The sequence below is a fragment of the Streptomyces scabichelini genome (genome assembly GCF_011045015.1).
In the GTDB taxonomy this organism is placed as follows: domain Bacteria; phylum Actinomycetota; class Actinomycetes; order Streptomycetales; family Streptomycetaceae; genus Streptomyces; species Streptomyces scabichelini.
In genome coordinates this window covers 1-25,587 of record NZ_JAAKZY010000010.1, presented here as the reverse complement: position 1 = coordinate 25,587, position 25,587 = coordinate 1, and the positions used below count along the sequence as shown (strand labels likewise).

Sequence of the window (25,587 nt, the reverse complement as noted above, 5' to 3'; positions counted from 1 at the left end):
GTGGCCCCCCGCGTGGAGAACACCGCCGTAGCCGTGTCCACGCGAGAAGCCGCCGCTACCGCCTCGCGGGCCACCGCGAGGCGTGGATCGGCGCCCGCCGCGGGACGCGAGTCCGAGCCGCCCCCACCGGAGCCACCCCCGGCACGGGAGGGGTCCGGAACCGGAGCCGTGCTCCCCGACGTCGGTTCTGCCGACGACTCGTGCTGCTTCGACCTGTCGGGGGACTCGCCCGCCACCGATGCCTCCTCCATGCGCCACTCACCGTGCGCCCAACCGAACCACGAACCCTTGAAGAGCCGCCAACAGATGCCCGGCCATCGCTGTCCGAACCATGTACCAGTGTCCTGTGTGGGGGCTTAACCTCTGCGGTAGACGAGAACGACATACCTACTGGTTCCACTACATTCCGGTCACGCACCCTCGACAGACCATTGTGAGAGGGGTCACCCTGTCATTCATCCACGCGGGGAGGCATGGATGGGCAGGAGCCGCAGAACAATTCCGGAGGAGCTTCTGCTGCTGGCGCTGGACCCGACCACGGGTACCACCGCACAGCCGCAGTCGCTCGACCTTGGTCTGGCCGGAGCACAGCTAGTGGAGCTGGCGCTGGCCGGACGGATAGCCCCAGACGGGGATCGTATCGCCGTGGTAGTACCACGGCCGACCGGAGATCCGACTTTGGACTGCGCGTTGGAGTTGCTGCGAAGGCGTGGCGCTCCCGTGCGTGCCGTTCACTGGATTGGCGGGCCCCGACTGGGGCTGCGCCAGACATATCTCTCGCATCTGGAGCGGTGCGGCATGGTGCATGCCGTGGCGGGCCAGATGTGCGGGGTGCTTCCGACGACTCGCTATCAGGCGACGGACACGGAGATCAGCCGGGAGATCAAGGCCCGGCTGGACAGTGCGATCCGCACCGGCGTACCGCCGGACCCGCGGACCGCCGCGCTCGCCGCGCTGGCGCACGCCGTCGGACTGGGCAAGCACCTCTACCCGGGGAACGAAGGGCGCTCCTCGCGCTCCCGCCTCCGGGATCTGATCAGGCACGACCCCATGGGCGGCCTCGTGGCGCATGCCGTGATGGACGTCCAGAACGGTGTGGCCGCCCAGCCGCGCCGCAGCCCGGCACCATCGGCCGGCCGTCAGGCCACCGCTGGAGCCAGGCCCGCACCGGAACCCGCACGGGGCGTTCCGATGCAACCGCGCCGAGGATCGATGGCGCGCGCCGTGGCCCACTGAGCCGCTGTTCCACGGCACACAGCACCACCCAGCACCACCCACCGTCAGCGCCGCACCGCAAGTCCCCAAGACCCGGTTCGGGAGCCGCTGAGCCGCGCGGGGCGACGGGCCGTACGTCCGGACGACGACACGGCCCGCCGCCCCGCGCGGCCATGTCTCCGCACACGAGCGCCCCGTAAAGGGCGCGGGCTGGTATCAATCTGCGGGTCCGCCGCGCGGGCGCGACCCGTGCCCCGAAGGAGGCCGCAGGCCTCCTAGGGGCGCGGGGAACTGCGCGCCCAGCCACAACGCACCCGCAGATAACTTCTTGGCCCCCCAGCGGAGCGCATCCGCTGTTTCCCAGCGCTGGCAAGCACCTTGGTGGCAATCTGCTCAACAGCAGACACGCAAAGTACAGGCCGCACGCAGCCGGAGGTGCACGTCCCGTGGCGTCCAATGTCAATCCCACCGTCAGGCGACGCCGGCTGGGCCAGGAGTTGCGCCGGCTTCGAGAGCTGAAGGGCATGACCGCCGAAGAGGTGGCCGAGCGCCTGCTCGTCTCGCAGTCGAAGATCAGCCGCCTGGAGAACGGCCGGCGCAGCATCAGCCCGCGCGACGTACGCGATCTGTGCGGGGTGTACGAGGTCGAGGACCAGCGGATGGTCGAGGGCCTGATGGAGATGGCCAAGGCCTCGCGTCAGCAGGGCTGGTGGCATGCGTTCGGGGACATCCCGTACAGCGTCTATATCGGCCTGGAGACGGACGCCGAATCACTGAGGGTCTACGAACCTCAGATCGTCACCGGACTTCTCCAGACGCACACGTACGCCGAAGCCATCGTCCGCGGCGGATCACCCGAGTCCTCGGACGCCGAGATCGAGAAACGCGTCCAGGTCCGGCTGCGGCGGCAGGAGCGCATCAACGCGGAGAAGGATCCGCTGCGCCTGTGGGTGGTGCTGGACGAGGCGGCCCTGCGCCGGGTGGTCGGCGGCCGCCATGTGATGCGCGAGCAGTTGGAGCACCTCACCGAGATGGCCCAACTCCCGCACATCACCGTGCAGATACTGCCGTTCGAGGTGGGCGCGCACTCCGGCCTGGCCGGGCAGTACGCGATCCTGGAGTTCGCGGACGCGGCCGATTCGAGCGTGGTGTACATCGAGGGCGTCACCAGCGACCTGTATCTGGAGAAGGCGCCGGATGTGCAGAAGTACAGCCTGATGTACGAGCACCTGCGGGCCCAGGCTCTCAACCCCGACCAGTCGCGTCAGACCATCGCGGACATCGCGAAGGAGTACGCCCGCGAAGGCGGCTGAGGCGACTGGGGCTCCTGGGGCGGCTGAGGCGACTTGGGTTGAAGCGCGCGGATTTTATACCCCGGTGCGCCAGAGCAAAAGTAGCGGCTGGCATATGTCATCCGGACGAGTGAACGGCTCCTCCGAATGGGGAAGTTGGCGAGTAGCGTCGATCACGCCACTCGATCAACAAAGTTGGCGGGAACTGCGCTGTGGCCCCAATGGCCCGGTGACCTCGGCCAGCGATTCACCATCGGAGCGAACATGGCAATTCTGCAAGGCGCCACGAAGACATGGACGAAGTCCTCGTACTCCTCCCCCAACAGCGCGTGCGTCGAGGTCAAATCACCCACCGCCGCAGCGCTGGCCGTCCGCGACTCCAAAGCCCCCGAGGGCCCGACCCTGGCCTTTCCCGCCGAGGCGTGGAGCGTCTTCGTGACATCGGTCAAGGAGTGAAACGCGAGGGTCCGTGACCCTCGGCCGACCGCTCCACCGACAACTCCATACGCATCACCGATCGACAACTCCATACGCATTACCGCTAAAGCCCTCTCGACTGGTCCGCCGTCCCGGCCGAGGGGGCTGTATTTTTCTCTGTCCTTGTCCCGCGAACCTGGATGGCCGCTTCTCCAAGGTGCGCTGCCGCACCTGTCGCGAGCAGTCCGTCGACCACGATCGCCGCCAGTGACTCCGCCGTGGCCGTCAGCTGCTCCGCCGCCGCGGGTACGGGCCTGCCCAGACGCCGTACAAGAGGCCCCTCCAGAGTTCCCGAGACGGGAGGGATGACGGCGAAGAACAGCACGTCCATCGGGATGGGCGCCATGCGCCCGGAGGCGACGAGCCGCTCGATGCTCGGCGCCATGAGCTGCAGGGTCGGAGCGATGTGGCGCTCGTACAGGTAGTCCAGTCGCTCGGTGTCCCGGGACAACTCATCGAGCATGATCCGCTTGATCCGCGGTGTGTCCACGGCGCTCCGGTAGAAGCCCGTGATGAGCTGCCGCAGACGCTCGGCGTCGTCGAGTGAGGGATCCGCCTGTGGCAGGTGCGCCAGCTGCGCCTCCAGTGCGGAGTCCACCACCGCGCGCCAGAAGGCCGCCTTGGACCCGTAGCGGTCGTTGATGAAGTTGTGGCTGACACCGAGGCGGCGGGCCAGCTCGCGTGCGGAGGCACGCTCGTAGCCCAGCTCCGCGAAGGCCTCAAGGCCTCGTTGCAGGATGCCTTCCTCCCCGAACACGGCGAGAGTTTCCGCGCCGGGGCGCCCCGGCCGTCGAGTGGATTCGGCTGTTGCTCCCACCGCTGCCTCCAAGACTGCTGCGTCTGCCTCACGGCCTCGAGCCGCGCCAGGGCGGCCCTCTCGCGACCCACGAACAGTTTACTTGACACCTGTCAGAATGAGGCTAACCTGACAGGTGTCAGACGACCTGACAGGTGTCAGAAACCACTTCTGATCCGCGCGGATCGGCACACGAGCACGTCTCTCCCCTCACCTGGCGGCCGGACCGCCGCACCTGCTCGAAAGTGAGAGCCCCATGGACGCGAACCACACACCCCGCAAGGCCCCCGAACGCGTGGCCGACCTGGAAGCGGCGCGCCGTCGGTACGGCGCCAAGGCCGACCATGTGGTGCCCCTGCTCACCGCCGGGGATCCGCTCGCCGATGCCGTCATCGCCGAACTGAACCTCTACGGCCCGCGGGCACGGCGTGCCCTCGACGCGGGCCTAAGGCGCGGCCTGCCCAGTCTTGGCCAACGGCCCCCCGCGGCCGTCGGCGCGCTGCTGAGGCAACTGGAGACCACCCCTTCCTGGGTGGACCCGCCGATGCTCCACAGGGGCGATGTCGTGAGCCTGTCCGTGCCCCCCATGTGGTTCGGGCTCTGCTCGATCACCGGCGCGCTCGCGCACATCTACGCCTCCCCGGCCACCGCACGGCTGCTGGCCGAAACAGGCAGGCCGGCGGCGGACATGGCTGCCGCACGCCGGCTTGCGGAGACCGGGGTGTGGGCGCGCCAGACCATACGGCCGGGAGGGCTGCTGCGCGGGCGACCGGGGTACCTGGCCACCGTCGAGCTCCGGCTGGCCCATGCCCGTATGCGGGCCACGGGCCTTACGGACTGGGACGGGGGCGTGCGCGGTCTGCCGATCGGTCAGCTCGACATGGCCCGCACCTGGCTCGGCTTCACCCTCTTCGCCTTCCAGGCCCTGGCCGCCGTCGGCATCGACATCACGCCCGAGGAGGAGCGCTCCCTCTACCAGTACTGGTCGTACGTCGCCCATCTCCTGGGACTCGACGAAAACCTTCACAAGGACGTGGTCGACCACGCCGGCGCCCGTCGTCTGCACGACCTGCTGGCCGCCACGACGGCCGCCCCCGACGAGAACTCGACGGCACTGACCGCCGCCATGGTCGACGCACAGGCCCGCGCGATGGCCGGCGCGCCGGGCGCCGTCCTGTCCGAGGAACAGCTGCGCCACCTCATCGACAGCGTGCTGCGGCGGGCCTTCGGGGAGGAGTGGGGAGATCGCCTGGGCATACCCGGCGTCCCCGCCGCGACCGATCTCATGCCGCTGATCAGCCAACTCAATCGCCAGGCCCAGTACTGGCAGACCCACTCCCCCACCTCGGCGACCCACTCCCCCGCCTCGGCCTCGGCCCCCGAAGCCCACCACCGGGCACTGGAGGGACCCGCGCCCGAGCTGAAGGCAGCCGTCCTTCCCTGTGACACCTCTTGCCGTCGTCACGCGGGAGCCGTTCGCCCGAGCGCCTGGGCGGCCTGAACGTCCTCAGGTCCCTCCTGCCGCGACGCGCGGCCGACGGTGACCGCACAACGTGACGAGCTCCGACGACGCAGCCGTCCCGCCCCTCACCACCGAACGTCCCATCCCCTCGTCCCACTTCATACGGAGCTTCGTCATGTCCAAAACCCCCGCAGACACGGCAGACACGGTCGGCAGTGCCGACACTCCCGGCACCGCCGCCACTGCCACCGTGTCCACCCTCCCGTCCGCCGAGTCACCGCCCCGCCACAGATGGTGGATCCTCGCCGTCATCGGCGTGGCCCAGCTCATGGTCGTCCTCGACGCGACCATCGTGAACATCGCCCTGCCCTCCGCACAGAAGGACCTGGGCTTCTCCGACGGCGACCGGCAGTGGGTAGTCACCGCCTACGCCCTCGCCTTCGGCAGCCTGCTTCTGCTCGGCGGCCGTATAGGCGACCTGTTCGGCCGCAAGATGACCTTCCTGGTCGGCCTGGTCGGCTTCGCCGGCGCTTCGGCCCTCGGTGGCGCCGCCGCGAACTTCGAGATGCTCATCGTCGCCCGTGCCGGGCAGGGCGTGTTCGGCGCGCTGCTCGCCCCGGCCGCCCTGGCCCTGCTGACGACGACGTTCACGGACGCCAAGGAACGCGCCAGGGCCTTCGGTGTCTACGGTGCCATCGCCGGCGCCGGCGGCGCCATCGGCCTGCTCCTCGGCGGCCTGCTCACCGAGTACGCCGACTGGCGCTGGACCCTCTACGTCAACCTCGTCTTCGCCGCCGTAGCCTTCGTCGGCGGTGTCCTCCTGCTCCAGCGCACCACCCGCGACAAGACCTCCACCATCGACATCCCCGGCGCCCTCCTCGTCGGCGGCGGCCTGTTCAGCCTGGTCTACGGCTTCTCCAACGCCGAAAGCCACGACTGGAGCTCCCCGCAGACCTGGGGCTTCCTGCTCGCCGGCGCCGTACTGCTCGCCGCGTTCACCTGGTGGCAGACCCGCACCACCCACCCCCTGCTGCCCCTGCGCGTCCTGCTCGACCGCAACCGCGGCGCCTCCTTCATCTCCGTACTGATCAGCGGCGCCGGGATGTTCGGGGTCTTCCTCTTCCTCACCTACTACCTGCAGCAGAGCCTGGGCTACTCCCCCGTCGAGACCGGGCTCGCCTTCCTGCCCATGACCGCCGCGCTCATGATCGGCGCCACCCTCGCCACCAGCGTGCTGATCCCCCGACTCGGCCCCAAGCCGGTCGTACCGCTCGGCATGGGCCTGGCCGCCGCCGGCATGGTCTGGCTGACCGGCCTCGACCTCCACAGCAGCTACACCACCGGCGTCCTGCCGCCGATCCTGGTCGCGGGACTCGGCCTCGGCCTGGTGATAGCCCCGGCCATGAGCCTGGCCGTCGCCGGCGTGGACGCCGAGCACTCCGGTGTCGCCTCCGCCACCGTCAATGCCATGCAGCAGGTCGGCGGCTCGATCGGCACGGCCCTGCTCAACACCCTCGCCACCAGCGCCGCCACCGACTACCTCGTCGGCAAGGACCCCAGGGACCCCGCCGTCCAGGCCCAGTCCGGCCTGGAGGCCTACTCCACCGCCTACTGGTGGTCGGCCGTCTTCTTCGCCGTCGGCCTGGTCATCAGCGTGGTCCTCTACCGACGCGGCGTACCCGCCACCGACCCCGACGCGGCGCCCGTCGTCCACATGTGATCCGCGGCAGAAGTCGGGGATGCCCGCCGCCGCGACCGACCCGACATCCCAGGGCCGGTCGCGGCGGCGGTCGGCGAGGAGAGCTGAGGGTCAGGGCCCAGGGCCAGGGCTCACCGCAGCTTGTCCACGTAACGGTCCGTCCCGGGCACCGTCGGGATGAACGGGGCCACCAGCTCCACCCTCCCCAGACCCCCTTCGGTGACTGCCTCGTCGAGGCCCGTGAAGCAGTCCTCCCAGCACTCCCTCGGGTCCGCCTCCAGGAACCACAGCAACGTCAGCCGCGTATCGACGCCTTCGACCTGCTTCACGTACGACATGCGGTCGCCGGGGAGCGGGGTGGGGCGGAAGATCGTGACCATCGCGGCCGGGGAGCCCGCGAGCCGCTTCGGCAGGTGCTTGGCGCGCAGCCACTCCAGCAACTCCCCGCGCTCCTCCGGGCCTTCCGCGTCGATGACCTCGACGACCAGCCCCGCGTACGGGTGGTCGAGCGCGTGGAAGTCGCGCGGACCCGCCGCCCCGTCCCGGTACACCGTCGCCTCGTGGTCCTGGAAGGCCGTGAAGACGTGCGTGCGGTCCTGATAGACACGGCCGTCGCGGTTGAGCCGCTTGTTGATCCCCACGGTCCACTTCATGTGGTCGTCGTAACGGCCCTCGGTGACCCAGTACGTCGAGATGTAGCAGCCCGCGGTGACCGGCTGGGCGACCGCCGACTTCTCGGGGTAGCGCAGGAGCTGGAGGTCGCGGGTGGCGACCCAGCGGCGGCCGGCGTACATCCAGGGCATCGCCATCGCGCCGGCGTAGTAGTGGTCGTCCTCGTACCAGCGGTTGTACGCGTACTCGTGGCCCGGATGCGGCTCGACCATGGTGATCAGGGCGTGGCCGGGGTGGACACCGTACGGTCCCACGGCGGCCAGCTCCGCGTACACCTCGCTGCGGGTCTCCTCGCTCACGTCGCTCCCCTTCCTTCCTCCGACGGACGCCCATACTCTGACGCCCCGTCAGACAATCCGCCAGAGTCAGGGAGGCATCTGGATGTCGCTGCTCATGGGCAAGACCGTGATCGTCTCGGGGGTCGGTGCCGGACTCGGGCATCAGGTCGCGGCGGCGGTCGTACGCGACGGGGGCAACGCCGTGCTCGGGGCGCGCACGGAGGCGAATCTCGCCAAGGCCGCCGCGGAGATCGATCCGGAGGGCGCGCAGACGGCGTACCGCGCGACGGACATCACCGACGAGGGGCAGTGCGAGGCGCTCGCGGAGCTCGCGAGCGAGCGCTTCGGGCGCCTCGACGCCGTCGTTCATGTGGCCGCCTGGGACAGCTACTTCGGCGGCCTGGAGGACGCGGACTTCACCACCTGGCAGGCCGTCATCGACGTGAACCTGCTCGGCACCCTGCGGATGACCCGCGCCTGTCTGCCCGCCCTGAAGGCGAACGGCGGGTCCGTCGTCATCATCGGTACGCAGTCGTCGGTGGCCGCCCCCACACAGGTGCGGCAGGCGGCGTACGCGGCCTCGAAGGGCGCCCTGACGAGCACGATGTACTCCCTGGCGAGGGAGTTGGGCCCGCACCGCATACGGGTCAACACCGTACTGCCGGGCTGGATGTGGGGCCCGCCGGTCGAGGCGTACGTCAAGTTCACCGCGCATACCGAGGACGTACCGGAGGCAGAAGTCCTGGAGCGGCTCACGAGCCGTATGGCCCTGCCGGAGCTGGCCACCGACGGGGACGTCGCGGACGCCGCCGTCTTCCTGGCCTCCGACCGGGCTCGCGCCATCACCGGACAGTCCTTGCTGGTCAACGCCGGTGAGCTGATGCGGTAGGCCGACGGACCGACCCCTCTGCGGCCGGTCATGAATGTGAACACAGGTCACCAAGCAGAACTTTTTTGCTTCCTCTTGACCTGTCGGACTGTTGTCGCCGCGCGCCCGCCGAACCCACGATGAGCGGGCACTTCGCGGCCGCCCTGGCCTGCGCCGGTGAAGTGCCATGCACGTCACTGCAGTTCAGCGCAGTTCACAAGGCGGATCGCGGGAGGGTGCATATGAACGGTCTCGATTGGGCCGTGCTGATCGGGTACTTCGGTGTGATGGTCGCGATCGGCGTCTGGTCCCACAAACGGGTTGACAACGTTTCCGACTTCTTCACGGCCGGCGGCAAGATGCCGTGGTGGCTGTCCGGCATCTCGCACCACATGTCCGGCTACAGCGCGGTGATGTTCACGGGTTACGCGGCCATCGCCTACACGTACGGCGTCACTTCCTATGTGACCTGGTCTCTCCCCATCGCCATCGGTATCGCGATCGGCGCGAAGACCTTCGCGCCCCGGCTCAACCGGGTGCGTTCCCGACTGCACGTGTCCTCGCCCCTTGAGTATCTGAAGAACCGTTACAACCTGCCCACCCAGCAGGCCCTCGCCTGGTCCGGCGTACTGCTGAAGATCGTGGACGTGGGCGCCAAGTGGGCCGCCATCGCGACCCTGTTGTCCGTCTTCACCGGTGTCTCGCTCAACACGGGCATCCTCATCACCGGCGCCGTGACGGCCGTCTACTGCACGGTCGGCGGGCTCTGGGCGGACGCGCTGACCGAACTCGGCCAGTTCATCATCCAGTTCGTCGCCGGTATCGCGATGCTGGTCGCCGTCATGGTCGAACTGAACGGCTTCGGCACGCTGTGGAACGTCTGGGACGAGCCGGCGCTCAAGAACCACTCCGACCCGCTGGCCGGCGACTACCAAATGGTCTTCCTGGTCGCCTATCTCTTCATCAAGACCTTCGAGTACAACGGCGGCATGTGGAACCAGGCCCAGCGCTACATGGCCACGGACTCCGCGAAGTCCGCGACGCGCTCGGGCGCCCTGTCCGCCGCGCTCTGGCTGATCTGGCCGCTCGTGCTGTTCTTCCCCATGTGGGTCGCGCCGCTGATCATCAAGACGGACGTGCCTGCCGACTCGTACGCGCTGATGGCCGAACAGCTGCTGCCGCACGGCCTGTTGGGCCTGGTCATCGTGGGCTTCTTCTCCCACACGATGGCGATGTGCTCGTCGGACGCCAACGCCATCGCGGCGGTCGTCACGCGCGACATCATGCCCGCCGTCTCGCGCAAGGCGCGCGAGTGGGACACCCGGGCGGGACTGCTGGCCGCGCGCTGGGCCACGCTGCTCTTCCTCGGCCTGTCGATGGCCATCGCGACCCAGGTCAACTCCGACTTCTTCGGCGACATCATCACCGTCGTCATCAAGTGGGTCGCCGGTCTGATGGGCCCGATCGCGATCCCGCTGATGCTGGGCCTGCTGCCCTGGTTCCGCAAGAGCGGCCCGACGGCGGCGCTGATCAGCTGGGGCGTCGGCCTCCTCACCTTCTGGCTGGTCAACTACCCGATCAGCTGGAACGTCGACGGTGGCGTCCCGCTCCAGTACCAGGTGTCGATCCCGCTCGCGGTCTCGCTGGTCCTGTACATCCTCATCGGGTACATCAAGCCGGAGGACACCCCGGAGCGCGACGCGCTCATCGCGAAGATCAACAGCGATGGCGGCGGCTCGGGTTCGGCGGCCGCGGCGGTGCCGACTCCGGCGGGTGCGGCGGACGGTGTGGTGGGGGCGCCGGTCAAGGACTGAGCTGCGCCTGCGTACGACCGTGAGGGTGGCCGCTCCTCGATCGAGGAGCGGCCACCCTCCGTGCTGACCGGACGTCAACTCTTCGGCTCGTCACCGACCTTGTCGACGACTCCCACTCCGAGCAGCGCCTCCACGTTGGAGCCGAGGTAGTTGAGGGACTTCTTGTCGAAGACCCACACGTCGTTCTCGTCGTGTTCCTTGAAGCTCAGGCCGATACCCGGGCGGCCGGCGAAGTCCTTGGCGTTCTCGACCACCCTGACGCCCGGGATCTTCGCGGCGGCGCGGTAGAGCGCGGCGTCCAGCTCGGGGAGAAGCATGGCGTCGTCGAGCATGTCGCCGATCGCCTCCAGTACCGCCTCCTCCTGGGTCGGTCCCTGGCCCTCGGTGTCCGCGTAGATCTTCTTGAGCAGTGCGTCGGGGTCGGTGGGAAGGGCCTCCAGTTCGCGGTAGGTGGTGACGTTCGGGTCGGCGGACAGCGTCATGTCCTCCGGGGTGCCCTTGGGGGCCTGATGCCCCGGGAGGTTCGGGCCCGACAGCACCGTGATCCGGGCCAGTCCGGAGCGCTTGCCGTCGACGGCGGTCCAGTCCGAGCGGCGGAAGATCTGGGTGCCGAGTTCCATGATCTTCTGGGAGCCCTGGGTGCGGACGTAGACGTACTGGGCGGCCCGTCGTGTGTTGCGCAGGACGTTGGTGGCGATGCCGTACAGCCAGGGCCGCAGACCGTCACCCTCTTCAGGTTCAGGGGCGTCGGGTCTCAGCTTCTCCCGCAGGCGCCATGCCTCCAGAAAGGTCAGGGAGACCACGTCCTCCGCGATGCCCCGGTCTCCGGTCAGCCGGGCGGCATGGCTGTAGACGGCCCTGGCATGCGCGCCGAACAGTTCGGCGAAGGCCTGGGGGTCACCGGCCCGTATGCGGGCGCGTAGGGAAAGTTCCACAACCAGCCCTGTCCGCTCGGCACCCGGCGTCCCTGTGGCGTCAGTCACATGGCGTCGGCGTCAGTCACATGCGTGCGCGTCGGCGTCCGTCACATGCGCGTCGCATCAGTGCACGGAGCCTGGCGGCTCAGGCCCGCGGATACCGGGCCAGCCACCCCGGCGACGACCCCGCCGGACCGTGCAGCGCGGGCCCCTGGGTCATCTCCATCGCGAAGTCGTCGGCGAGGACGAGCATCGTGGGGCGGCCCTCCAGTTCGGCGAGCCAGGCCGGCGGGAGGGCCGTCTCGCCGTGGAGGGCGCCGAGCAGGGCACCGGTGAGGGCGCCGGCGGCACCGGACTGGCCGCCGTGGTTCACCGAGAGGCACAGCCCGTGACGGGTGTCCTCGCCGACCAGCGCGCAGTACACGGCGACCGACAGCAGCCCCTCCGCCGTACCCTCCCCGGCCAGCTCCTCGATCCGGGCCGGCGACGGCATGCCCTGCCGTACGGCGCCCAGCGCGTGCTGCAACGCGTCGGTGACCGGCTGCTGCCCCGGCCGTGCGGCGAGCATCTGGAGCGAGCGCTGCACGGCGGCGTCAAGGCTCTCGCCGCGGGCGAGTCCGTGCACGATCACGGCGTACGCGCCTGCCGCCAGGTAGGCGGTGGGGTGCCCGTGGGTCTGTGCCGCGCACTCGACGGCGAGCTGCATCACCAGCTGCGGCTCCCAGCCGACGAGCAGCCCGAAGGGCGCGGAGCGGGCCGCGGCCTCGACGCCCCGTTCCTCCGGGTTCTTGGGCCCGTCCAGCGTGCCCATCATGTCGTCGCCGAGGCCGAGCAGACAGGCGCGGGCGGGCTCGCGGCGCGCGTACAGCCACTCCTCGCGGGCCAGCCAGCCGTCCTCCTTGCGACGCTCGTCCGGCCCCCAGTCGTGCTGCGTGGCGGCCCACCGCAGATACGCGCGGTGCAGATCGGTCGGCGGATGCCAGGCGCCGGTGTCCCGGCGCACCTGGGCGCGTATGAGTCCGTCGAGGCTGAAGAGGGTGAGCTGCGTCAGATGCGAGACGGCGCCGCGTCTGCCGTACCCGAAGGTCAGATCGACGAGCCCCTCCGCGCCGTGCGCCTCCCGGATCTCGTCCATCGAGAGGTCCCCGACCGGCGAGCCCAGCGCGTCACCGAGGGCCGCGCCGAGCAGTGTGCCCCGCACCCGGCTACGGAAGTCCTGCTGCTCGGCACGCCCCCAGACGGCACCGGACGTCGCACCCACCGAGGCCTCCTCCGATCCCGTCCCGCACGGCTGCCGTCCCGTACGGCCGACAGCTCAGCACTGTAATCGAATGGGAACAGCGGGTTGAGAGCCGGAACGGTTTGCGAATTGTGGGTGGGAACGTGCTCGGCCCCGGTGCCCTGTCTCTGACCCACGGTGCAAAGTAGGCGTCGGTCCGTGGAAGTGCTCTGGCAGAGCTGCGGCCCCAGGTGCAGGCGCACCCGGGGCCGTTGTTGCGGTCCTCCGGCCATCGATGCTCGTCGTCATGCACGAATCGTCCCCGCCGAACCTCGCGATGTGCTGGTGTCCGTCGCGGTCAGGCCCTCCGGCGACCGTCAGGCACCGGGCTCCTCCTGGAGGGCACGCACCTCGATCCTGCTGCGCAGCGCCCGCGAGGCCTGCTTGGTCCATTCGATCGCGACGTCGTCGTTCTCGGCCTCGATGATCCAGAAGCCACCGAGGTACTCATCGGCCTTGACGAACGGGCCCGGTGTGAGGACGGGGCTGTCCCCGGAGTAGTCCACCGTGGTCGCGCTCGACGGGGGCTGCAGGCCGCCGGCGGTCACGAACGCGCCCGCCTCCTGAATGGCGGTGTTGAACGCACCGACCGCGGCCATCATCTCCTGCAGCTCCGCGGGGTCCATGTCCTCCATCGTGGGCTCCTCGGCGGAGTCGTGCGGGAGGCTCAGGAAGTACTTCGTCATTGTCGTCTCCTCGTCATACGGCCTGCGGCCAGCGGCCGCTGCCTTGATGTCGGAAACGTTAGGCGGGGCTCACCGCTGACGAATCAGTCATCGTGACTGGTGTCCGGGAAACCGACGACCGGCGTCAGTCACTGGACGAGGTGGGCCGGCTCTAGACGAGGTGGGCCAGCTCGGCGCGGGCGGTGACGCCGAGCTTCGGGTACGCCTTGTAGAGGTGGTGGCCTACGGTCCGTGGGCTGAGGAAGAGCTGTGCGGCAATCGCCTTGTTCGTGTGACCGGTGGCGGCCAGCCGTACAACCTGCAGCTCCTGCGGGGTCAACAGGGTGAGCGGGCCGCTGCGTTGAGGCTCGTCGCCCCGCTCGCCGAAGGCGGCCAGCTCGCCGCGCGCACGCTCGGCCCAGAGCTGCGCGCCGAGGCGCTCGAACGCGGACACCGCCGCCGCGAGATGGCCGCGGGCCTCGGCACGGCGACGACGGCGCCGCAGCCACTCGCCGTAGACCAGCTGGGTGCGGGCGTGCTCGTAGGGGCCGCCGTGCCGCTCGTGGAGCCGAAGCGCCTCGGCGTACAGCGCGTCGGCGTCGTTCTCGTCGGCCAGCAAGGCCCGGCACCGTAGGGCGAGCCCGCTGGCGACGGGGCGGTCGACGTGCTCGGCCCAGTGCAGGAAAGCCGCCAGTGGTCCGTGGGCGCGATCCGGCATGCCGCCGCGCACGGCCGCTTCCACCAGGTCCGGCACCGCCCGCACCAGGAGGTCGCGGCTCGCAGGTCCCCGGGAGACTTCCTCGAGCCGGTCGAGCGCGTCCCCGAAACGCCGGGCGGAAAGGTCGAGCATCCCGAGACCCCAAGCCGCGATCTCGGCATTCACCCGGTGCCGGGTTCGGGCTCGCGGGAGCACCTCCTCCGCAAGAGTCCGGCAGCGTGCCTCGTCACCCGACACGGCGTGCAGCCACACCTCCACCGACCGGTGGGCCAGGCTCTCGGTCGTGTTCCCGAGTTCTTCGCTCACGGAAACGCCCTCCGCCACACACGCGCGGGCGTCCGCGAACTCGCCGCGCAACAGCCGCGCCACGGCAAGCACGTTCAAGGTGTACGGGACCCACCCGAGCGCCCCGGTCGCCCGCACCACGGCCAGCATGTCCTCGGTCCCGGCGACGACTCCGTCCTCGTCGGCGATCATGAGCCCGCCGAACCCGGCGGTGATGCGATGCATCAGGTCGTGTCCGTCTCCGCGGGTGGCGGTGTGGAGATCGCGCATCGCGCCGACGGCCGGTTTGGGGCGTCCGGCGAAAAGCTCCGCCCACCCGAGAAGGGCGGCGACCACGGGTGCCCAGTGCTCGGGAGGGGTGAACCCGCGCATCAGATCCGCCGCACGCTGCAGCAGGTCGTGCGCCGCTCCGTGCCGGGCGGCGTGCGCGGCCTCGTAGAGCGTGAGCGCGGCGCGCTCCGGATCGGTGTCGCGCACCAACGCGGCGGCCTCGAGCGTCAGTTCCGCATCGGCCCGCGGCGAGGTGCGTTCGTACTCCACGGCGCCACGGGTGTAGATGGCATCGGCCCGGACCCCGGTGTCGGCGGTGAGCGCGAGCGCTTCGGCCGCGAGACGGGCGGCGCGGTCGGCCTTGCCCGCATCGAACGCGGCCTGGCTGGCCCGGGCGATACGCCGGGCCTTCAACTCCCGATCGCTGCTGAGCCGACCGGCGCGTTCGTAGGCGGCGCACACCGCCATCGCGCCGCCTCGGTGCCAGGCCCGCTCCGCCACGCCTTCGAGTTCGGCGGCCACCGCCTCATCGGGCTGGGTGGTGGCCGCAGCGAGATGCCAGGCCCGACGGTCGGCATCGGCGTCCGCGCGCAGGGCCTCGGCGTACGCGCGATGTACCTCGATCCGCCGGTGCAGCGGCGCGTCCTGGTAGGCGGCTGCCCGTACCAGGGGGTGGCGGAACGCGATCCGGCTGTCGATCCGCACCAGCCGGTCGCGTTCGGCAGGCGCCAGGTCGCCGGCGGCACCACCGAGGAATTCGATCACGTGCAGGATCGTCGCCAGGGGCGCCGCCGTGTCGGCTGCCGCCACCAGAAGCGCGCGCCGGGTGGGGTCGGGAAGCTCCACGATCTGGTGACGGAACGCCTCCTGCACACGGCGGGTCACCGGTAGCGGGCCGACCTGCTCGGCCAGGTCGGACTCGTCGGCATCGCGGGCCGCGAGCCGCGACGACCCGAGTTCGATGATCGCCAGGGGGTTGCCGCCGGACTCCGCGAGAACCCTGGTCCGCACCCGTTCGCCGAGTTCCGGTGCGTGGTCGTCGAGCAGCAGGGCGGCATCGGGCGCGGCGAGGCCGGACAGATCCACCACCTCGACGCCCGCGATCGCGGACGGCACCGACGTATCGCGCACCGCGAACAGCACCGCGATCGGGTCGGCCACGAAGCGGCGGGCCGCGAACAACAGCGCCTCCACGGAACCCTGGTCGAGCCATTGCAGGTCATCGACCACGCACAGCAGCGGGGCTTCCTCGGCCAGATCGGCGAGCAACGACAGGGTGCCGGCGGAGATCAGGAACCGGTTGGCCTCGTCTCCCTCGGCCAGCCCGAAAGCGCAACGCAGCGCCGTCGCCTGGGGAACGGGCAAGGCGTCCAACCGATCCAGGTGGGGAAACAGAAGCTGGTGCAGGCCGCCGTACGCCAGCTCGTAGTCGGACTCGATCCCAGCCCCTCGGACCACCTGCATGCCCTCGGCTTCGGCGATCGACACAGCATGGTCGAGAAGGACCGACTTCCCGATCCCCGGTGCGCCCCGCAGCCCCAGCGCCCCGCTGCGTGCGTCGCGCGCATCCGCCAGCAGGCGCTGAACCCGCGCTTGCTCGAAGTCCCTTCCCACCAGCGACATGTGGGCACCCTAGTCCGCGGTTGAACTCGGTCACCGCGCCAGGTCCAGGATGACCCGGCAACCTCCCGGCCCGGGACCTCAAGCCGCGTCATCGAGCCGTGTGGTCCGTGGCCAGGTCGTCACGGGCACCGTCGAAGCGGTCGGCGGCGCTCGCGTGGTTCTCGACGAGTTGGTCAACGACTCAGTGGTACTGGGCTGTGACGGCGTCGCTGTCGATCTGCTGTGGCTCGTGGCCCGTCGAGTGCACGATCAGAGAAACCGGCGGGAACAGGGAATACAGGAGAAGCCAACACCCTTGTCAACGAGCGGAGTTGACACACCACAGGGGGACATACATGACGAAGACCGAAGGACGGGCCCTCCCCGTCGCGGCGGCCCTGCTCACCGGCACGGTCGCCCTGTACATGGCGCTGGTCGCGTTCGGCAACATCACCGACTTCGGCACGAACCAGCAGTTCGTACGCCATGTCCTGGCCATGGACACGACCTTCAAGGACGACGACCTGATGTGGCGCGCGATCGAGTCCCGCACCCTCCAGGACATCGCCTACATCGCCATCATCGCCTGGGAGACGCTCACCGCCCTCGTCCTCATCGCCGCCACGGTCTTCTACGCCACGGGCCTGCGCCGCCTGGACCTGACCCGGGCCCGCCGCGCGAGCACGGCCGGCCTGCTCATGACGATGCTCCTGTTCGGCGCCGGCTTCATCGCCATCGGCGGCGAGTGGTTCTCCATGTGGCAGTCGGAGGACTGGAACGGCCTGGACGCGGCTCTGCGGGTCTTCGTGCTGAGCGGGGTCGTGCTGTTGGTGGTGCAGCTGCCGGGGGCGGTGGGGCGGGCGGCCACGGCGTCCTCGGGGCCGCGCTGAGCGTTACTCCGCGCCCTCGGCACGGGCGCCGTCACGGACTGCGACGACCTCGGCGAGGAGCGGGGCGAGGCGGGCCCGGTCGGCGCCGGGAAGGTCGAGGACCCTCTCGATGGCCTCGGCCGTCCGGTGGAGGTCGACCCGGTCCGAGGGATGGGAGCGCAGGAGTTCGAAGCAGCGGTTCAGGTCCTCGTACGCCTCCAGGTGGCGCCCGAGCCGGGCCAGCACCGTGCCTCGGGTGAGGTGGGCCGTCGCGTAGTCGGGGTTCAGTTCGAGAGCCCGGTCCAGGCCGGTGCGCGCCTCGTCCAGGCGGTCCAGGGCGGCCAGTGCCTTGCCGCGCCATGCGAGGATCCACGCATCGTCGGGTCGCATGCGCCGCGCCCGGTCCGTGTCGGCCAACGCCTGTTCAGGGGCGTCCAGTTCGAGGTGGACGATCGCTCGCTGGCAGAGCGCCCAGGCGTACTCCGGTTCGAGGTCGACGGCACGGTACAGGTCCACGAGCGCCTCCCGGTGGCGCCCCAGCTTGCGCCGGCAGGCCCCGCGGCTCGCGTACGCCGACGCGTACTCACCGTCGAGTTCGATGGCCCGGTCGTAGTCCGCCAGGGCCTCCTCGTGACGGCCCCTACCGCTCAGGGCGTCACCCCGCTCGCAGAGCACCCACTCCGAGTCGGGTGCCAGGGCGACGGCACGGTCCAAGTCGGCCATGCGCTCGGCCTCTCTGTGCCGCGACCTCCATACGCGTGCCCTGCGCACCAGGGCCCAGACGAACTCCGGATCCAGTTCCAGAGCCCGGTCCAGGTCCGCGATCGCCTTGCCGAGGTGGCCGAGCCGGTGCCGGGTGACGCCGCGGGCGGCCCAGGCGTCCTTCATCGCCGGGTCGATGTCGATCGCCCGGTCCAGATCCCCGAGGGCCGCATGGTGGTTCCCCATGACCCGGTGGTACTCACCGCGCACCATGAGGGTCCGCGCTCTGCCGGGCGCGAGCTCGTCGACACGGTCCAGATCGGTGATGGCGGCGGCGTAGTCGCCCGTGTGCGATCGCGCGACCGCCCTGCCGTGGTACGCCGCCGCCAGCTCCGGATCGAGCGCGACAGCACGGTCGAACTCGCCCACTGCCCTGGCGTTTTCGCCCTCGTTCGCGAGCTCCAGTCCACGCCGCCAGCAGACGACCGCCTGCCCCCGCGCGTCGAAGCCGCCCCGAGCCAGCAGCAACCCCAGCGCCTCCAGGGTCCCGCCCCGGGCCAGTGCTTCCAGCAGCTCGCTCCCCCACACACCGACCGCTTCCGCATCGGCGTCCTCCCCCGCCTGCGCCAGCGCCTGCGCCCACCGCCGGGCCACCACCTCGCCCTCACCACAGGCGTCCACGGCGTCCCGCAGCACCACCGGCAAGGCGGCCCGCGGCCCCGCGCACAGCAGGTGATACGACTCGGCGAGCCGCAGCTCGCGCCACCGTTCCTCGGCCCACAACTCATCGGCGTCCAGGCCGGCTTCGGCTTCCGCCCGCCACGCCCCGAACGTCTCCGCCAGCCGCCCGTGCCGCTCGGCCCACCCCAGCGGAGACCGCAGCCGCTGCAACCGCAGCATCGGCACCCGTACGACATCGTGGTACTGCAGCCGATCCCCGCGATCGCTGACGAACGGAAGCCCCCGCAACCACGCGAACAGCCCCTCCGCCTCCTCCTCCGGGCACTCCACGGCCGCCCGGAAGACATCGGCGTCCAGCCGCCGCGGCAGGGCGCAGGCCAGTGCCACGGCACGGCGTACCGGATCCTGCTCCCACTTCAGGAACCGCTCGACGGCGGTAGCGCTCGGATCGCCCACGTCGTCGGGATCGGCCGGCCGCGCCTGGGCCAGCGTCGACACCAGTACCGGCAGCCCGCCCGTCAGCCGCAGCACCTCGTCGACGACGGGCTCCGACACGACACCCCGGTCGGCGAGCAGTTCCCGCGCCTCCGCCTCCGTGAAGGGCTCCAGCGGTACGTCCCTCACGAAGTCGGCGAAGCCGCCCCAGCGTGCGGCGTCGAGGGGGCGCTGGCCGGACGTCACGACCACGGTGTTCGCGGGGAGGGAGCCGCCGTGCCGGTCGGTCGTCATCACCTCGTGCAGCCAGCCGTCGAGGAAGGGCCCGGTCCTCTCGTACGTATCGAAGAACAGGACGATCCAGGGGACATCGACGGCGGCCTCGGACAGTTCCTTCAGCAGCACCGGCGTGAGCACCCGCTCGGGCGACAGGACCAGCTGTACGTCCTCCGGGTTGCGCAGCCGTGCGCTGAGCCGTTCCCTCAACCGGTCGGTGCCGTGGGCGAGTTGAGCGGGGTCGAGGGCTCCGGCGAAGGGGCCGACGACGGGCACCATGCCGAGCCCGACGAGGCCCGCCCGCGCCACGGTCATGCTGCCGGCGGAGGGCCCGGATGATCCGGACGGTCCGGATCTCATCGCGGGCTCGGGGTCGTGCTCGTGCTCGGGTTCCAGCGTCGCCACGGCTGCCGACTCCGCCTCGTGCCGCCGCTCCCGATGGGTGGCCAGCAGCCGGTCGAGTTCCTTGAAGCGGTGGCCCTGGCGGGCGGCCTGGGCACTCAGCGCCGCCATCGCCTCGGGCACGCTCCCGACCGCCTCGTCGACGTACGCGGTCAGCGCCCCGCGCTCCCGCGCCACCTGCTCCAACTCCCGTACGAGAAAGGTCTTCCCGACCCCCGCGTTGCCGTGCACATGGAACCGGAACCGGTGCCGCTCATGCTCCGGCGGCAGGTCGAAGTTCTCCCGGAACGCGGCGCGTTCGGCACCCCGGCCGACGAAACCGTGCCGTCTGCGCTCCCTGATCAGCTGCTGCATCGACGGCCGTGCCCGCGTCATCCGTACGTCCCCTCCGTCATGTCCCGCTCGCCCGCCCGACCCCAGTCTGGCCCAACTCACCAGCTCCGGAGGGCTACTCGACCACGGAAACCGTCGTCCCCGTCGCACCGAACCCCCAGATGGCGTCCCCGTCGGCGCTGCGGACGCGGATGCCGCCCGTCTCGACTCCGGGGGCGGGCGGGGGCGACGAGCCGTCCTCGGCGTTGGAGAACGCGATCGAGACGCCGGAGCGGGTGGAGAAGTAGACGACGTTCTCGATCGGTACGCCGTCGTAGCCGGTCGCGGAGGCATTGCGGAACGTGACCGTGTACGTGCCCGGCAGTGGGCTCACCGAGCCAGGCCACACCGTGAAGGTGCGGCGGGCGTCCTTGCCGGAGTCGACCAGCCACACCCGCCGCTGCCCGAGGGAGTAGACGATGCGCCGCCCCGTGCCCGAGTCGTCCGGAACCGCCACCGGCGCGGACGGGCTTGCCGAAGCGGAAGGGCTCGCGGAGGCGGTCGGCTTGGGCTGGGCCGCCTGCTCGGCGCGTACGGCCAGGGCGCCGACCACCACGAGGGCGCCCAGGGTCAGCGCGGTGACCCAGACCCACGGGGACAGCCTTCGTCGGGCGGGCAGCCGTCGTCGGGTCGCCACGGGCACCCACCTCCTCCCACTGCTCTGTGGGACAGCTCGGTCCAGTCGTAGTCCGGTCGCAGTCCGGTCGCAGTCCGGTCTCAGTCCAGCACCGGCAGCAGCTCCGGCAGATGCCCGTCCGAAGCCGACGCCGCCCGCTGCCGTTCCTCCGGCACCTCCCCGTACAACGTCGTCCGCGGCCTCGCCGGACGCCCCGCCGCCTCCGCCACCGCGATCAGGTCCTTGATGGACTTGTACGAGCCGTAACTGGAGCCCGCCATACGGGAGATGGTCTCCTCCATGAGCGTGCCGCCGAGGTCGTTGGCACCGGAGCGGAGCATCTCGGCCGCGCCCTCCGTCCCCAGCTTCACCCAGCTGGTCTGGATGTTGGGGATGTGGGGGTGCAGCAACAGCCTCGCCATCGCCGTCACCGCGCGGTTGTCGCGCATGGTCGGGCCGGGGCGTGCGATGCCCGCCAGGTACACGGGCGCGTTGGTGTGGATGAACGGGAGCGTCACGAACTCCGTGAACCCGCCCGTCTGCTGCTGGATCCGGGACAGCGTCCGGAAGTGGCCGAGCCAGTGGCGGGGCTGGTCCACGTGCCCGTACATCATCGTCGAGGACGAGCGGATGCCCAGCTCGTGCGCCGTCGACACGACCTCGATCCAGGTCGCCGTCGGCAGCTTGCCCTTCGTCAGGATCCAGCGGACCTCGTCGTCGAGGATCTCCGCCGCCGTGCCGGGTATGGAGCCGAGGCCCGCCTCCTTGGCGGCGGTCAGCCACTCGCGGATCGACATCCCGGTGCGGGTCGCACCGTTGACGACCTCCATGGGCGAGAAGGCGTGCACGTGCATGCCGGGAACGCGTTCCTTCACCGCGCGCGCGATGTCGAAGTAGGCGGTGCCGGGCAGGTCGGGGTGGATCCCGCCCTGCATGCAGACCTCGACCGCCCCGACCTCCCAGGCCTGCTGAGCCCGGTCGGCCACCTGGTCGAGGGACAGCGTGTACGCGTCGGCGTCCGTGCGGCGCTGTGCGAAGGCGCAGAAGCGGCAGCCGGTGTAGCAGACGTTGGTGAAGTTGATGTTCCGGGTGACGATGTACGTGACCTCGTCGCCGGCCACCGACTTACGGACGTCGTCCGCGATACGGCACAACGCGTCCAGGGCGGGCCCGTCCGCGTGCAGCAGCGCCAGCGCCTCGTCGTCGGTGAGCCGGGTCGGGTCGTCGGCCGCCGTCGCGAGGGCCGCCCGCACATCGGTGTCGATGCGCGACGGCACCATCCCGGGCGCCGCCGCCTCCCGCAGCTCCTCCCAGTCGCCGTACACCTCGTCGAAGTCGTTCCGGCGGTCGCCCGTACGCCCCTCGGTGTCGATGGTGTGGTGCAGATCCGTACGGCCGGACGCCGTGAACGCCTCGTCCGGCTCCTGCCACGGATGGCCCTGGACGAGGGCGTCGGGATTCGCCAGGCCGGTCTCCGGGTCGGCCAGCGCCCGTACGTGCGGCAGCAACCGCGGATCCAGCCACGGCTCGCCGCGCTGCACGAACTCCGGGTACACGCACAGCCGTTCCCGCAGCTCGAAGCCGGCCGCGGCCGACTGCTCGGCGAGTGCGTCGATCTGCGGCCAGGGCCGCTCCGGATTGACGTGGTCGATGGTGAGCGGCGAGACCCCGCCCCAGTCGTCGATGCCGGCGCCGATGAGCCGTCCGTACTCGGAGTCCACGAGATTGGGCGGGGCCTGAAGACAGGCCGACGGCCCCATGATGTGCCGCGCCACCGCGACCGTGGCGACGAGATCGTCCAGCTCCGCGTCCGGCATCCCGCGCATCGCGGTGTCCGGCTTGGCGCGGAAGTTCTGGATGATCAACTCCTGGATGCCGTGGTACGCCCGCGAGATCTTCCGCAGCGCGAACAGCGACTGGGCCCGCTCCTCGTACGTCTCCCCGATCCCGATCAGCAGCCCGCTGGTGAACGGCACGGACGACCGCCCCGCGTCCTCCAGCACCCGCAGCCGCACCGCCGGCTCCTTGTCGGGCGACCCGTAGTGCGGGCCCCCCGGCTCGGACCACAACCGGGTGGCGGTCGTCTCCAGCATCATCCCCATGCTGGGCGCGACGGGCTTGAGCCGCTGGAAGTCGGTCCACGTCATGACACCCGGGTTGAGATGCGGCAGCAGCCCGGTCTCCTCCAGGATCCGAATGGAGATGGCCCGGACGTACGCGATGGTGTCGTCGTACCCGTGCGCGTCCAGCCACTCCCGCGCCTCGGGCCACCGCTCCTCGGGCTTGTCGCCGAGGGTGATCAGGGCTTCCTTGCAGCCGAGTTCGGCGCCGCGCCGCGCGATGTCGAGCACCTCGTCCGGTGACATGAACATCCCGTGCCCGGCCCGCCGCAGCTTGCCGGGAACGGTGACGAAGGTGCAGTAGTGGCACTTGTCGCGGCACAGCCGGGTGAGCGGGATGAACACGCTCTTCGAGTACGTGATGACGCCGGCCCGGCCTGCGGCCTCCAGGCCCGCGTCCCGCACCCGCCCGGCGGACGCCGCCAGGTCGTCGAGGTCCTCGCCGCGCGCCTGAAGCAGCACGGCCGCCTCGGCGACATCGAGCGTGACGCCGTCACGGGCGCGTTTGAGGGCCCTCCGCATGGCGTTCGCGGTGGGCCCGGTTCCGGAGCTCGCGGAAGTCGTCATCCTTCGAGCATACGGTCGCATTGATCAGGCACAGATGGCGCGCTACACGTACTTCGCGTAGTCGTCCAGCACACGCAGTACCTCCGCCTCCCCGGCCGGCGGCAGTTGCAGCACGACCTCCTCGATGCCGAGGTCCGCGTAGTGCGCGAGCTTGCCGGGGGTGGGCAGTACGGCGTACGGCACGACCTGGAGCGCCGCCGGGTCGCGGCCCGCCTCGGCCCAGGCCGACCGCAGGACCGGCATCGACTCGGTCAGCCCGCGGCCACCGATCGGCAGCCAGCCGTCCGCGTACTCGCTGATGTGGGAGAAGAGCTTCGGCCCGGCCGCTCCCCCGATCAGCGTGCGCGGCCCGACGACCGGCCCGCGCGGCTTCTGTACGGGTTTGGGGTAGGCGTAGCTGGCGCGCACGGACCCGAAGTCGCCCTCGTACGCGGTGGGTTCCGCCGCCCACAGTGCTCGCATCTGCGCCATCCGGTCCCGGCCGAGCTCCCGTCGCGTACGCCAGTCGACGCCATGGTCGGCGGCTTCCTCCACGTTCCAGCCGAAGCCGATGCCGAGCGTGAAGCGGCCGCCGGAGAGATGGTCGAGGGTCGCGATCTGCTTGGCGAGGTCGATGGGGTCGTGCTGGGCGACGAGGGTGATACCGGTGCCGAGGCCGAGCCCCGAAGTGACCGCCGCCGCCTGGCCGAGCGCGACGAAGGGGTCGAGGGTGCGGCCGTACTCGGGCGGCAGCTCGCCGCCCGCGGGATACGGCGTCGTCCGTTCGACCGGGATGTGCGTGTGCTCGGGCAGATACAGCCCGGCGAAACCGCGCCGCTCCAGCTCGGGGGCGAGCAGGGTCGGGCTGATCGTCTCGTCGGTGAGGAAGATCGTGGTGGAGATCCGCATGAGCCCCTTCCTAGCCTGACCAGCCTCCAGAGTCCATACCGACCGGTCGGGCACGCCTTCGACCATGGCTCGGCAACGCCTCGGAAGCCATGGGAAGCACTCCCTGGAAGCGTCCCCTGGAAGCACCGATGAAAGCTGCCGATTCCCTTCCCTTGCACGGGAGTTAACGGCTGAATACGAAGCTGGTACGTGCCATCCCCTGCCACACCCCACACCCTGGGAGCAGCAGCATGTGCGAGGACGACCACGGCATCGGAAGACGCGCCCTGTTCGTGACGGGAGCCGCCGCCGCGCTTACGTTGGGAAGCGTGAGCTTCCCGAGCGAGGCTGCCGACGCAGCAGCGGACCACGAGACGAGGACGGTGCGCGGCACGCTGCCCACCGGCTCTCCCGACTTCGTGTACCTGCCCGTCGAAGTCCCGGACGGCGTACGGGAGATCAAGATCGCGTACACCTACGAGAAGCCCTCCGTCCCGGCCGGCACCGCGGGCAACGCGCTCGACATCGGCATCTTCGACCAGCGCGGCACGGAACTGGGCGGCAAGGGCTTCCGCGGCTGGTCGGGCGGGGCCCGGACGGAGTTCTTCATCCGCGCCGACGACGCGACGCCCGGCTACATCCCGGGCCCGGTCCGCGAGGGCACCTGGTACATCGCCCTCGGCCCCTACACCGTGGCCCCGGAGGGACTCCCGTACGAGATCACCATCACGCTCACCTACGGCGAGCAGGGTGCCGTCGTGAAGCCGACGTACCCGCCCACGCGCGCCAAGGGCCGCGGCCGCGCCTGGTACCGCGGCGACTGCCACCTGCACTCCTGGTACTCCGACGGCCGCCGCACCCCCGCGGAGATCGCGGCCCTCGCCCGCGCCGCGGGCCTGGACTTCATCAACACCTCGGAGCACAACACCCATGCCGCGCACGCCCATTGGGCCGACGAGGCGGGCGACGACCTGCTGGTCATGCTGGGCGAAGAGGTCACGACCCGTAACGGCCATGTCGTCGCGCTCGGCACGGACCCCGGGACGTTCATCGACTGGCGCTACCGCGCCCGCGACAACCGTTTCGGCAAGTACGCGCGCGAGATCCGCCGCTCCGGAGGCCTGGTCGTCCCGGCCCACCCGCACGCCACCTGCATCGGCTGCAACTGGAAGTTCGGCTTCGGCGAGGCGGACGTGGTCGAGGTGTGGAACGGCCCGTACGGGCCCGACGACGAGGTGTCGCTGGCCGACTGGGACGGCATGCTGGTCGCGTCGGTCCGGGAGGGCCGGGATGGCTGGGAGGGCCGGGAGGGCCGCGGCTGGATCCCGGCGATGGGCAACAGCGATGCCCACCGCCACCCCGACCCCGTCG

The 25,587-nt window shown here is 70.5% G+C and carries 19 protein-coding genes; 9 read left to right on the top strand and 10 right to left on the bottom strand.

What is annotated here, in order from left to right:
* The first annotated feature begins 477 nt into the window (after positions 1-477).
* The 3 genes from G5C60_RS05160 to G5C60_RS05150 all read left to right on the top strand — a co-directional run bounded on the left by G5C60_RS05160 (position 478) and on the right by G5C60_RS05150 (position 2,963).
* Positions 478-1,236, top strand: a complete 759-nt coding sequence (locus G5C60_RS05160; RefSeq protein ID WP_165254979.1) for a GOLPH3/VPS74 family protein — start codon at positions 478-480, stop codon at positions 1,234-1,236.
* A gap of 425 nt (positions 1,237-1,661) precedes the next feature.
* A complete protein-coding gene (locus G5C60_RS05155; protein ID WP_165254978.1) occupies positions 1,662-2,528 on the top strand; it encodes a Scr1 family TA system antitoxin-like transcriptional regulator in 867 nt (288 codons plus the stop codon).
* A gap of 243 nt (positions 2,529-2,771) precedes the next feature.
* Positions 2,772-2,963, top strand: coding sequence for a DUF397 domain-containing protein (locus G5C60_RS05150; protein WP_165254977.1), 192 nt, complete (start codon positions 2,772-2,774; stop codon positions 2,961-2,963).
* An 85-nt stretch (positions 2,964-3,048) separates the two neighbouring features.
* On the opposite strand, the gene G5C60_RS05145 is transcribed toward G5C60_RS05150, so the two are convergent.
* Positions 3,049-3,741 carry a TetR family transcriptional regulator gene (locus G5C60_RS05145; RefSeq protein WP_165254976.1) on the bottom strand — a complete coding sequence of 231 codons (693 nt, stop codon included), beginning with the start codon at positions 3,739-3,741 and terminating at the stop codon, positions 3,049-3,051.
* Between the two features lie 295 nt (positions 3,742-4,036).
* Here G5C60_RS05145 and G5C60_RS05140 point away from each other — a divergent pair, with 295 nt between their 5' ends.
* Positions 4,037-5,281 (top strand): oxygenase MpaB family protein, encoded by a 1,245-nt coding sequence (locus tag G5C60_RS05140; protein ID WP_165254975.1) that lies wholly within the window; start codon positions 4,037-4,039, stop codon positions 5,279-5,281.
* A gap of 136 nt (positions 5,282-5,417) precedes the next feature.
* Complete coding sequence (locus G5C60_RS05135) at positions 5,418-6,962, top strand: MFS transporter (RefSeq protein WP_165254974.1); 1,545 nt, start codon at positions 5,418-5,420, stop codon at positions 6,960-6,962.
* 110 nt (positions 6,963-7,072) lie between these two features.
* Here the strand turns inward: G5C60_RS05135 and G5C60_RS05130 are convergent, their stop codons facing one another.
* On the bottom strand, positions 7,073-7,912 hold the full coding sequence (locus G5C60_RS05130; protein WP_165254973.1) for a hypothetical protein: 840 nt from the start codon (positions 7,910-7,912) through the stop codon (positions 7,073-7,075).
* Positions 7,913-7,994: 82 nt separating this feature from the next.
* On the opposite strand from G5C60_RS05130, the gene G5C60_RS05125 reads away from it, so the two are divergent.
* Positions 7,995-8,780, top strand: a complete 786-nt coding sequence (locus tag G5C60_RS05125; protein ID WP_165254972.1) for an SDR family oxidoreductase — start codon at positions 7,995-7,997, stop codon at positions 8,778-8,780.
* A gap of 221 nt (positions 8,781-9,001) precedes the next feature.
* The gene (locus tag G5C60_RS05120; RefSeq protein WP_165254971.1) at positions 9,002-10,573 is read left to right on the top strand and encodes a sodium:solute symporter family protein; all 1,572 of its coding nucleotides are present in this window, start codon (positions 9,002-9,004) and stop codon (positions 10,571-10,573) included.
* A gap of 74 nt (positions 10,574-10,647) precedes the next feature.
* Here the strand turns inward: G5C60_RS05120 and G5C60_RS05115 are convergent, their stop codons facing one another.
* The 4 genes from G5C60_RS05115 to G5C60_RS05100 all read right to left on the bottom strand — a co-directional run bounded on the left by G5C60_RS05115 (position 10,648) and on the right by G5C60_RS05100 (position 16,330).
* The gene (locus G5C60_RS05115) at positions 10,648-11,508 is read right to left on the bottom strand and encodes a CU044_5270 family protein (RefSeq protein WP_165254970.1); all 861 of its coding nucleotides are present in this window, start codon (positions 11,506-11,508) and stop codon (positions 10,648-10,650) included.
* A gap of 127 nt (positions 11,509-11,635) precedes the next feature.
* The gene (locus G5C60_RS05110) at positions 11,636-12,751 is read right to left on the bottom strand and encodes an ADP-ribosylglycohydrolase family protein (RefSeq protein WP_165254969.1); all 1,116 of its coding nucleotides are present in this window, start codon (positions 12,749-12,751) and stop codon (positions 11,636-11,638) included.
* A 335-nt stretch (positions 12,752-13,086) separates the two neighbouring features.
* Positions 13,087-13,455: a YciI family protein gene (locus G5C60_RS05105; RefSeq protein WP_165254968.1), complete on the bottom strand. Its 369-nt coding sequence runs from the start codon at positions 13,453-13,455 to the stop codon at positions 13,087-13,089.
* Between the two features lie 151 nt (positions 13,456-13,606).
* Complete coding sequence (locus G5C60_RS05100; RefSeq protein ID WP_165254967.1) at positions 13,607-16,330, bottom strand: helix-turn-helix transcriptional regulator; 2,724 nt, start codon at positions 16,328-16,330, stop codon at positions 13,607-13,609.
* Between the two features lie 335 nt (positions 16,331-16,665).
* On the opposite strand from G5C60_RS05100, the gene G5C60_RS05095 reads away from it, so the two are divergent.
* A complete protein-coding gene (locus tag G5C60_RS05095) occupies positions 16,666-17,199 on the top strand; it encodes a DUF2165 domain-containing protein (protein ID WP_165254966.1) in 534 nt (177 codons plus the stop codon).
* 3 nt (positions 17,200-17,202) lie between these two features.
* On the opposite strand, the gene G5C60_RS05090 is transcribed toward G5C60_RS05095, so the two are convergent.
* The 4 genes from G5C60_RS05090 to G5C60_RS05075 form a co-directional block, all read right to left on the bottom strand.
* Entirely contained in the window at positions 17,203-20,049 is a 2,847-nt protein-coding gene (locus G5C60_RS05090; protein ID WP_165254965.1) for a tetratricopeptide repeat protein, read from the bottom strand.
* 73 nt (positions 20,050-20,122) lie between these two features.
* Positions 20,123-20,683: a hypothetical protein gene (locus tag G5C60_RS05085; RefSeq protein ID WP_338145697.1), complete on the bottom strand. Its 561-nt coding sequence runs from the start codon at positions 20,681-20,683 to the stop codon at positions 20,123-20,125.
* Positions 20,684-20,763: 80 nt separating this feature from the next.
* On the bottom strand, positions 20,764-23,349 hold the full coding sequence (locus G5C60_RS05080) for a bifunctional FO biosynthesis protein CofGH (protein WP_165254964.1): 2,586 nt from the start codon (positions 23,347-23,349) through the stop codon (positions 20,764-20,766).
* A 42-nt stretch (positions 23,350-23,391) separates the two neighbouring features.
* Positions 23,392-24,237: an LLM class F420-dependent oxidoreductase gene (locus tag G5C60_RS05075; RefSeq protein ID WP_165254963.1), complete on the bottom strand. Its 846-nt coding sequence runs from the start codon at positions 24,235-24,237 to the stop codon at positions 23,392-23,394.
* A gap of 230 nt (positions 24,238-24,467) precedes the next feature.
* Between G5C60_RS05075 and G5C60_RS05070 the strand changes: the two genes are divergently transcribed.
* On the top strand, positions 24,468-25,587 hold a 1,120-nt coding region (locus tag G5C60_RS05070; protein WP_165254962.1), incomplete at its 3' end, for a CehA/McbA family metallohydrolase.

Excerpts from the sequence above, each read along its gene's own strand:
- G5C60_RS05160 (WP_165254979.1), top strand. The coding sequence starts at position 478 with ATGGGCAGGAGCCGCAGAACAATTCCGGAGGAGCTTCTGCTGCTGGCG.
- G5C60_RS05120 (WP_165254971.1), top strand. The coding sequence starts at position 9,002 with ATGAACGGTCTCGATTGGGCCGTGCTGATCGGGTACTTCGGTGTGATG.
- G5C60_RS05135 (WP_165254974.1), top strand. The coding sequence starts at position 5,418 with ATGTCCAAAACCCCCGCAGACACGGCAGACACGGTCGGCAGTGCCGAC.
- G5C60_RS05080 (WP_165254964.1), bottom strand. The coding sequence starts at position 23,349 with ATGACGACTTCCGCGAGCTCCGGAACCGGGCCCACCGCGAACGCCATG.
- G5C60_RS05090 (WP_165254965.1), bottom strand. The coding sequence starts at position 20,049 with ATGACGCGGGCACGGCCGTCGATGCAGCAGCTGATCAGGGAGCGCAGA.
- G5C60_RS05140 (WP_165254975.1), top strand. The coding sequence starts at position 4,037 with ATGGACGCGAACCACACACCCCGCAAGGCCCCCGAACGCGTGGCCGAC.
- G5C60_RS05125 (WP_165254972.1), top strand. The coding sequence starts at position 7,995 with ATGTCGCTGCTCATGGGCAAGACCGTGATCGTCTCGGGGGTCGGTGCC.
- G5C60_RS05075 (WP_165254963.1), bottom strand. The coding sequence starts at position 24,237 with ATGCGGATCTCCACCACGATCTTCCTCACCGACGAGACGATCAGCCCG.
- G5C60_RS05150 (WP_165254977.1), top strand. The coding sequence starts at position 2,772 with ATGGCAATTCTGCAAGGCGCCACGAAGACATGGACGAAGTCCTCGTAC.
- G5C60_RS05095 (WP_165254966.1), top strand. The coding sequence starts at position 16,666 with ATGACGAAGACCGAAGGACGGGCCCTCCCCGTCGCGGCGGCCCTGCTC.
- G5C60_RS05105 (WP_165254968.1), bottom strand. The coding sequence starts at position 13,455 with ATGACGAAGTACTTCCTGAGCCTCCCGCACGACTCCGCCGAGGAGCCC.
- G5C60_RS05100 (WP_165254967.1), bottom strand. The coding sequence starts at position 16,330 with ATGTCGCTGGTGGGAAGGGACTTCGAGCAAGCGCGGGTTCAGCGCCTG.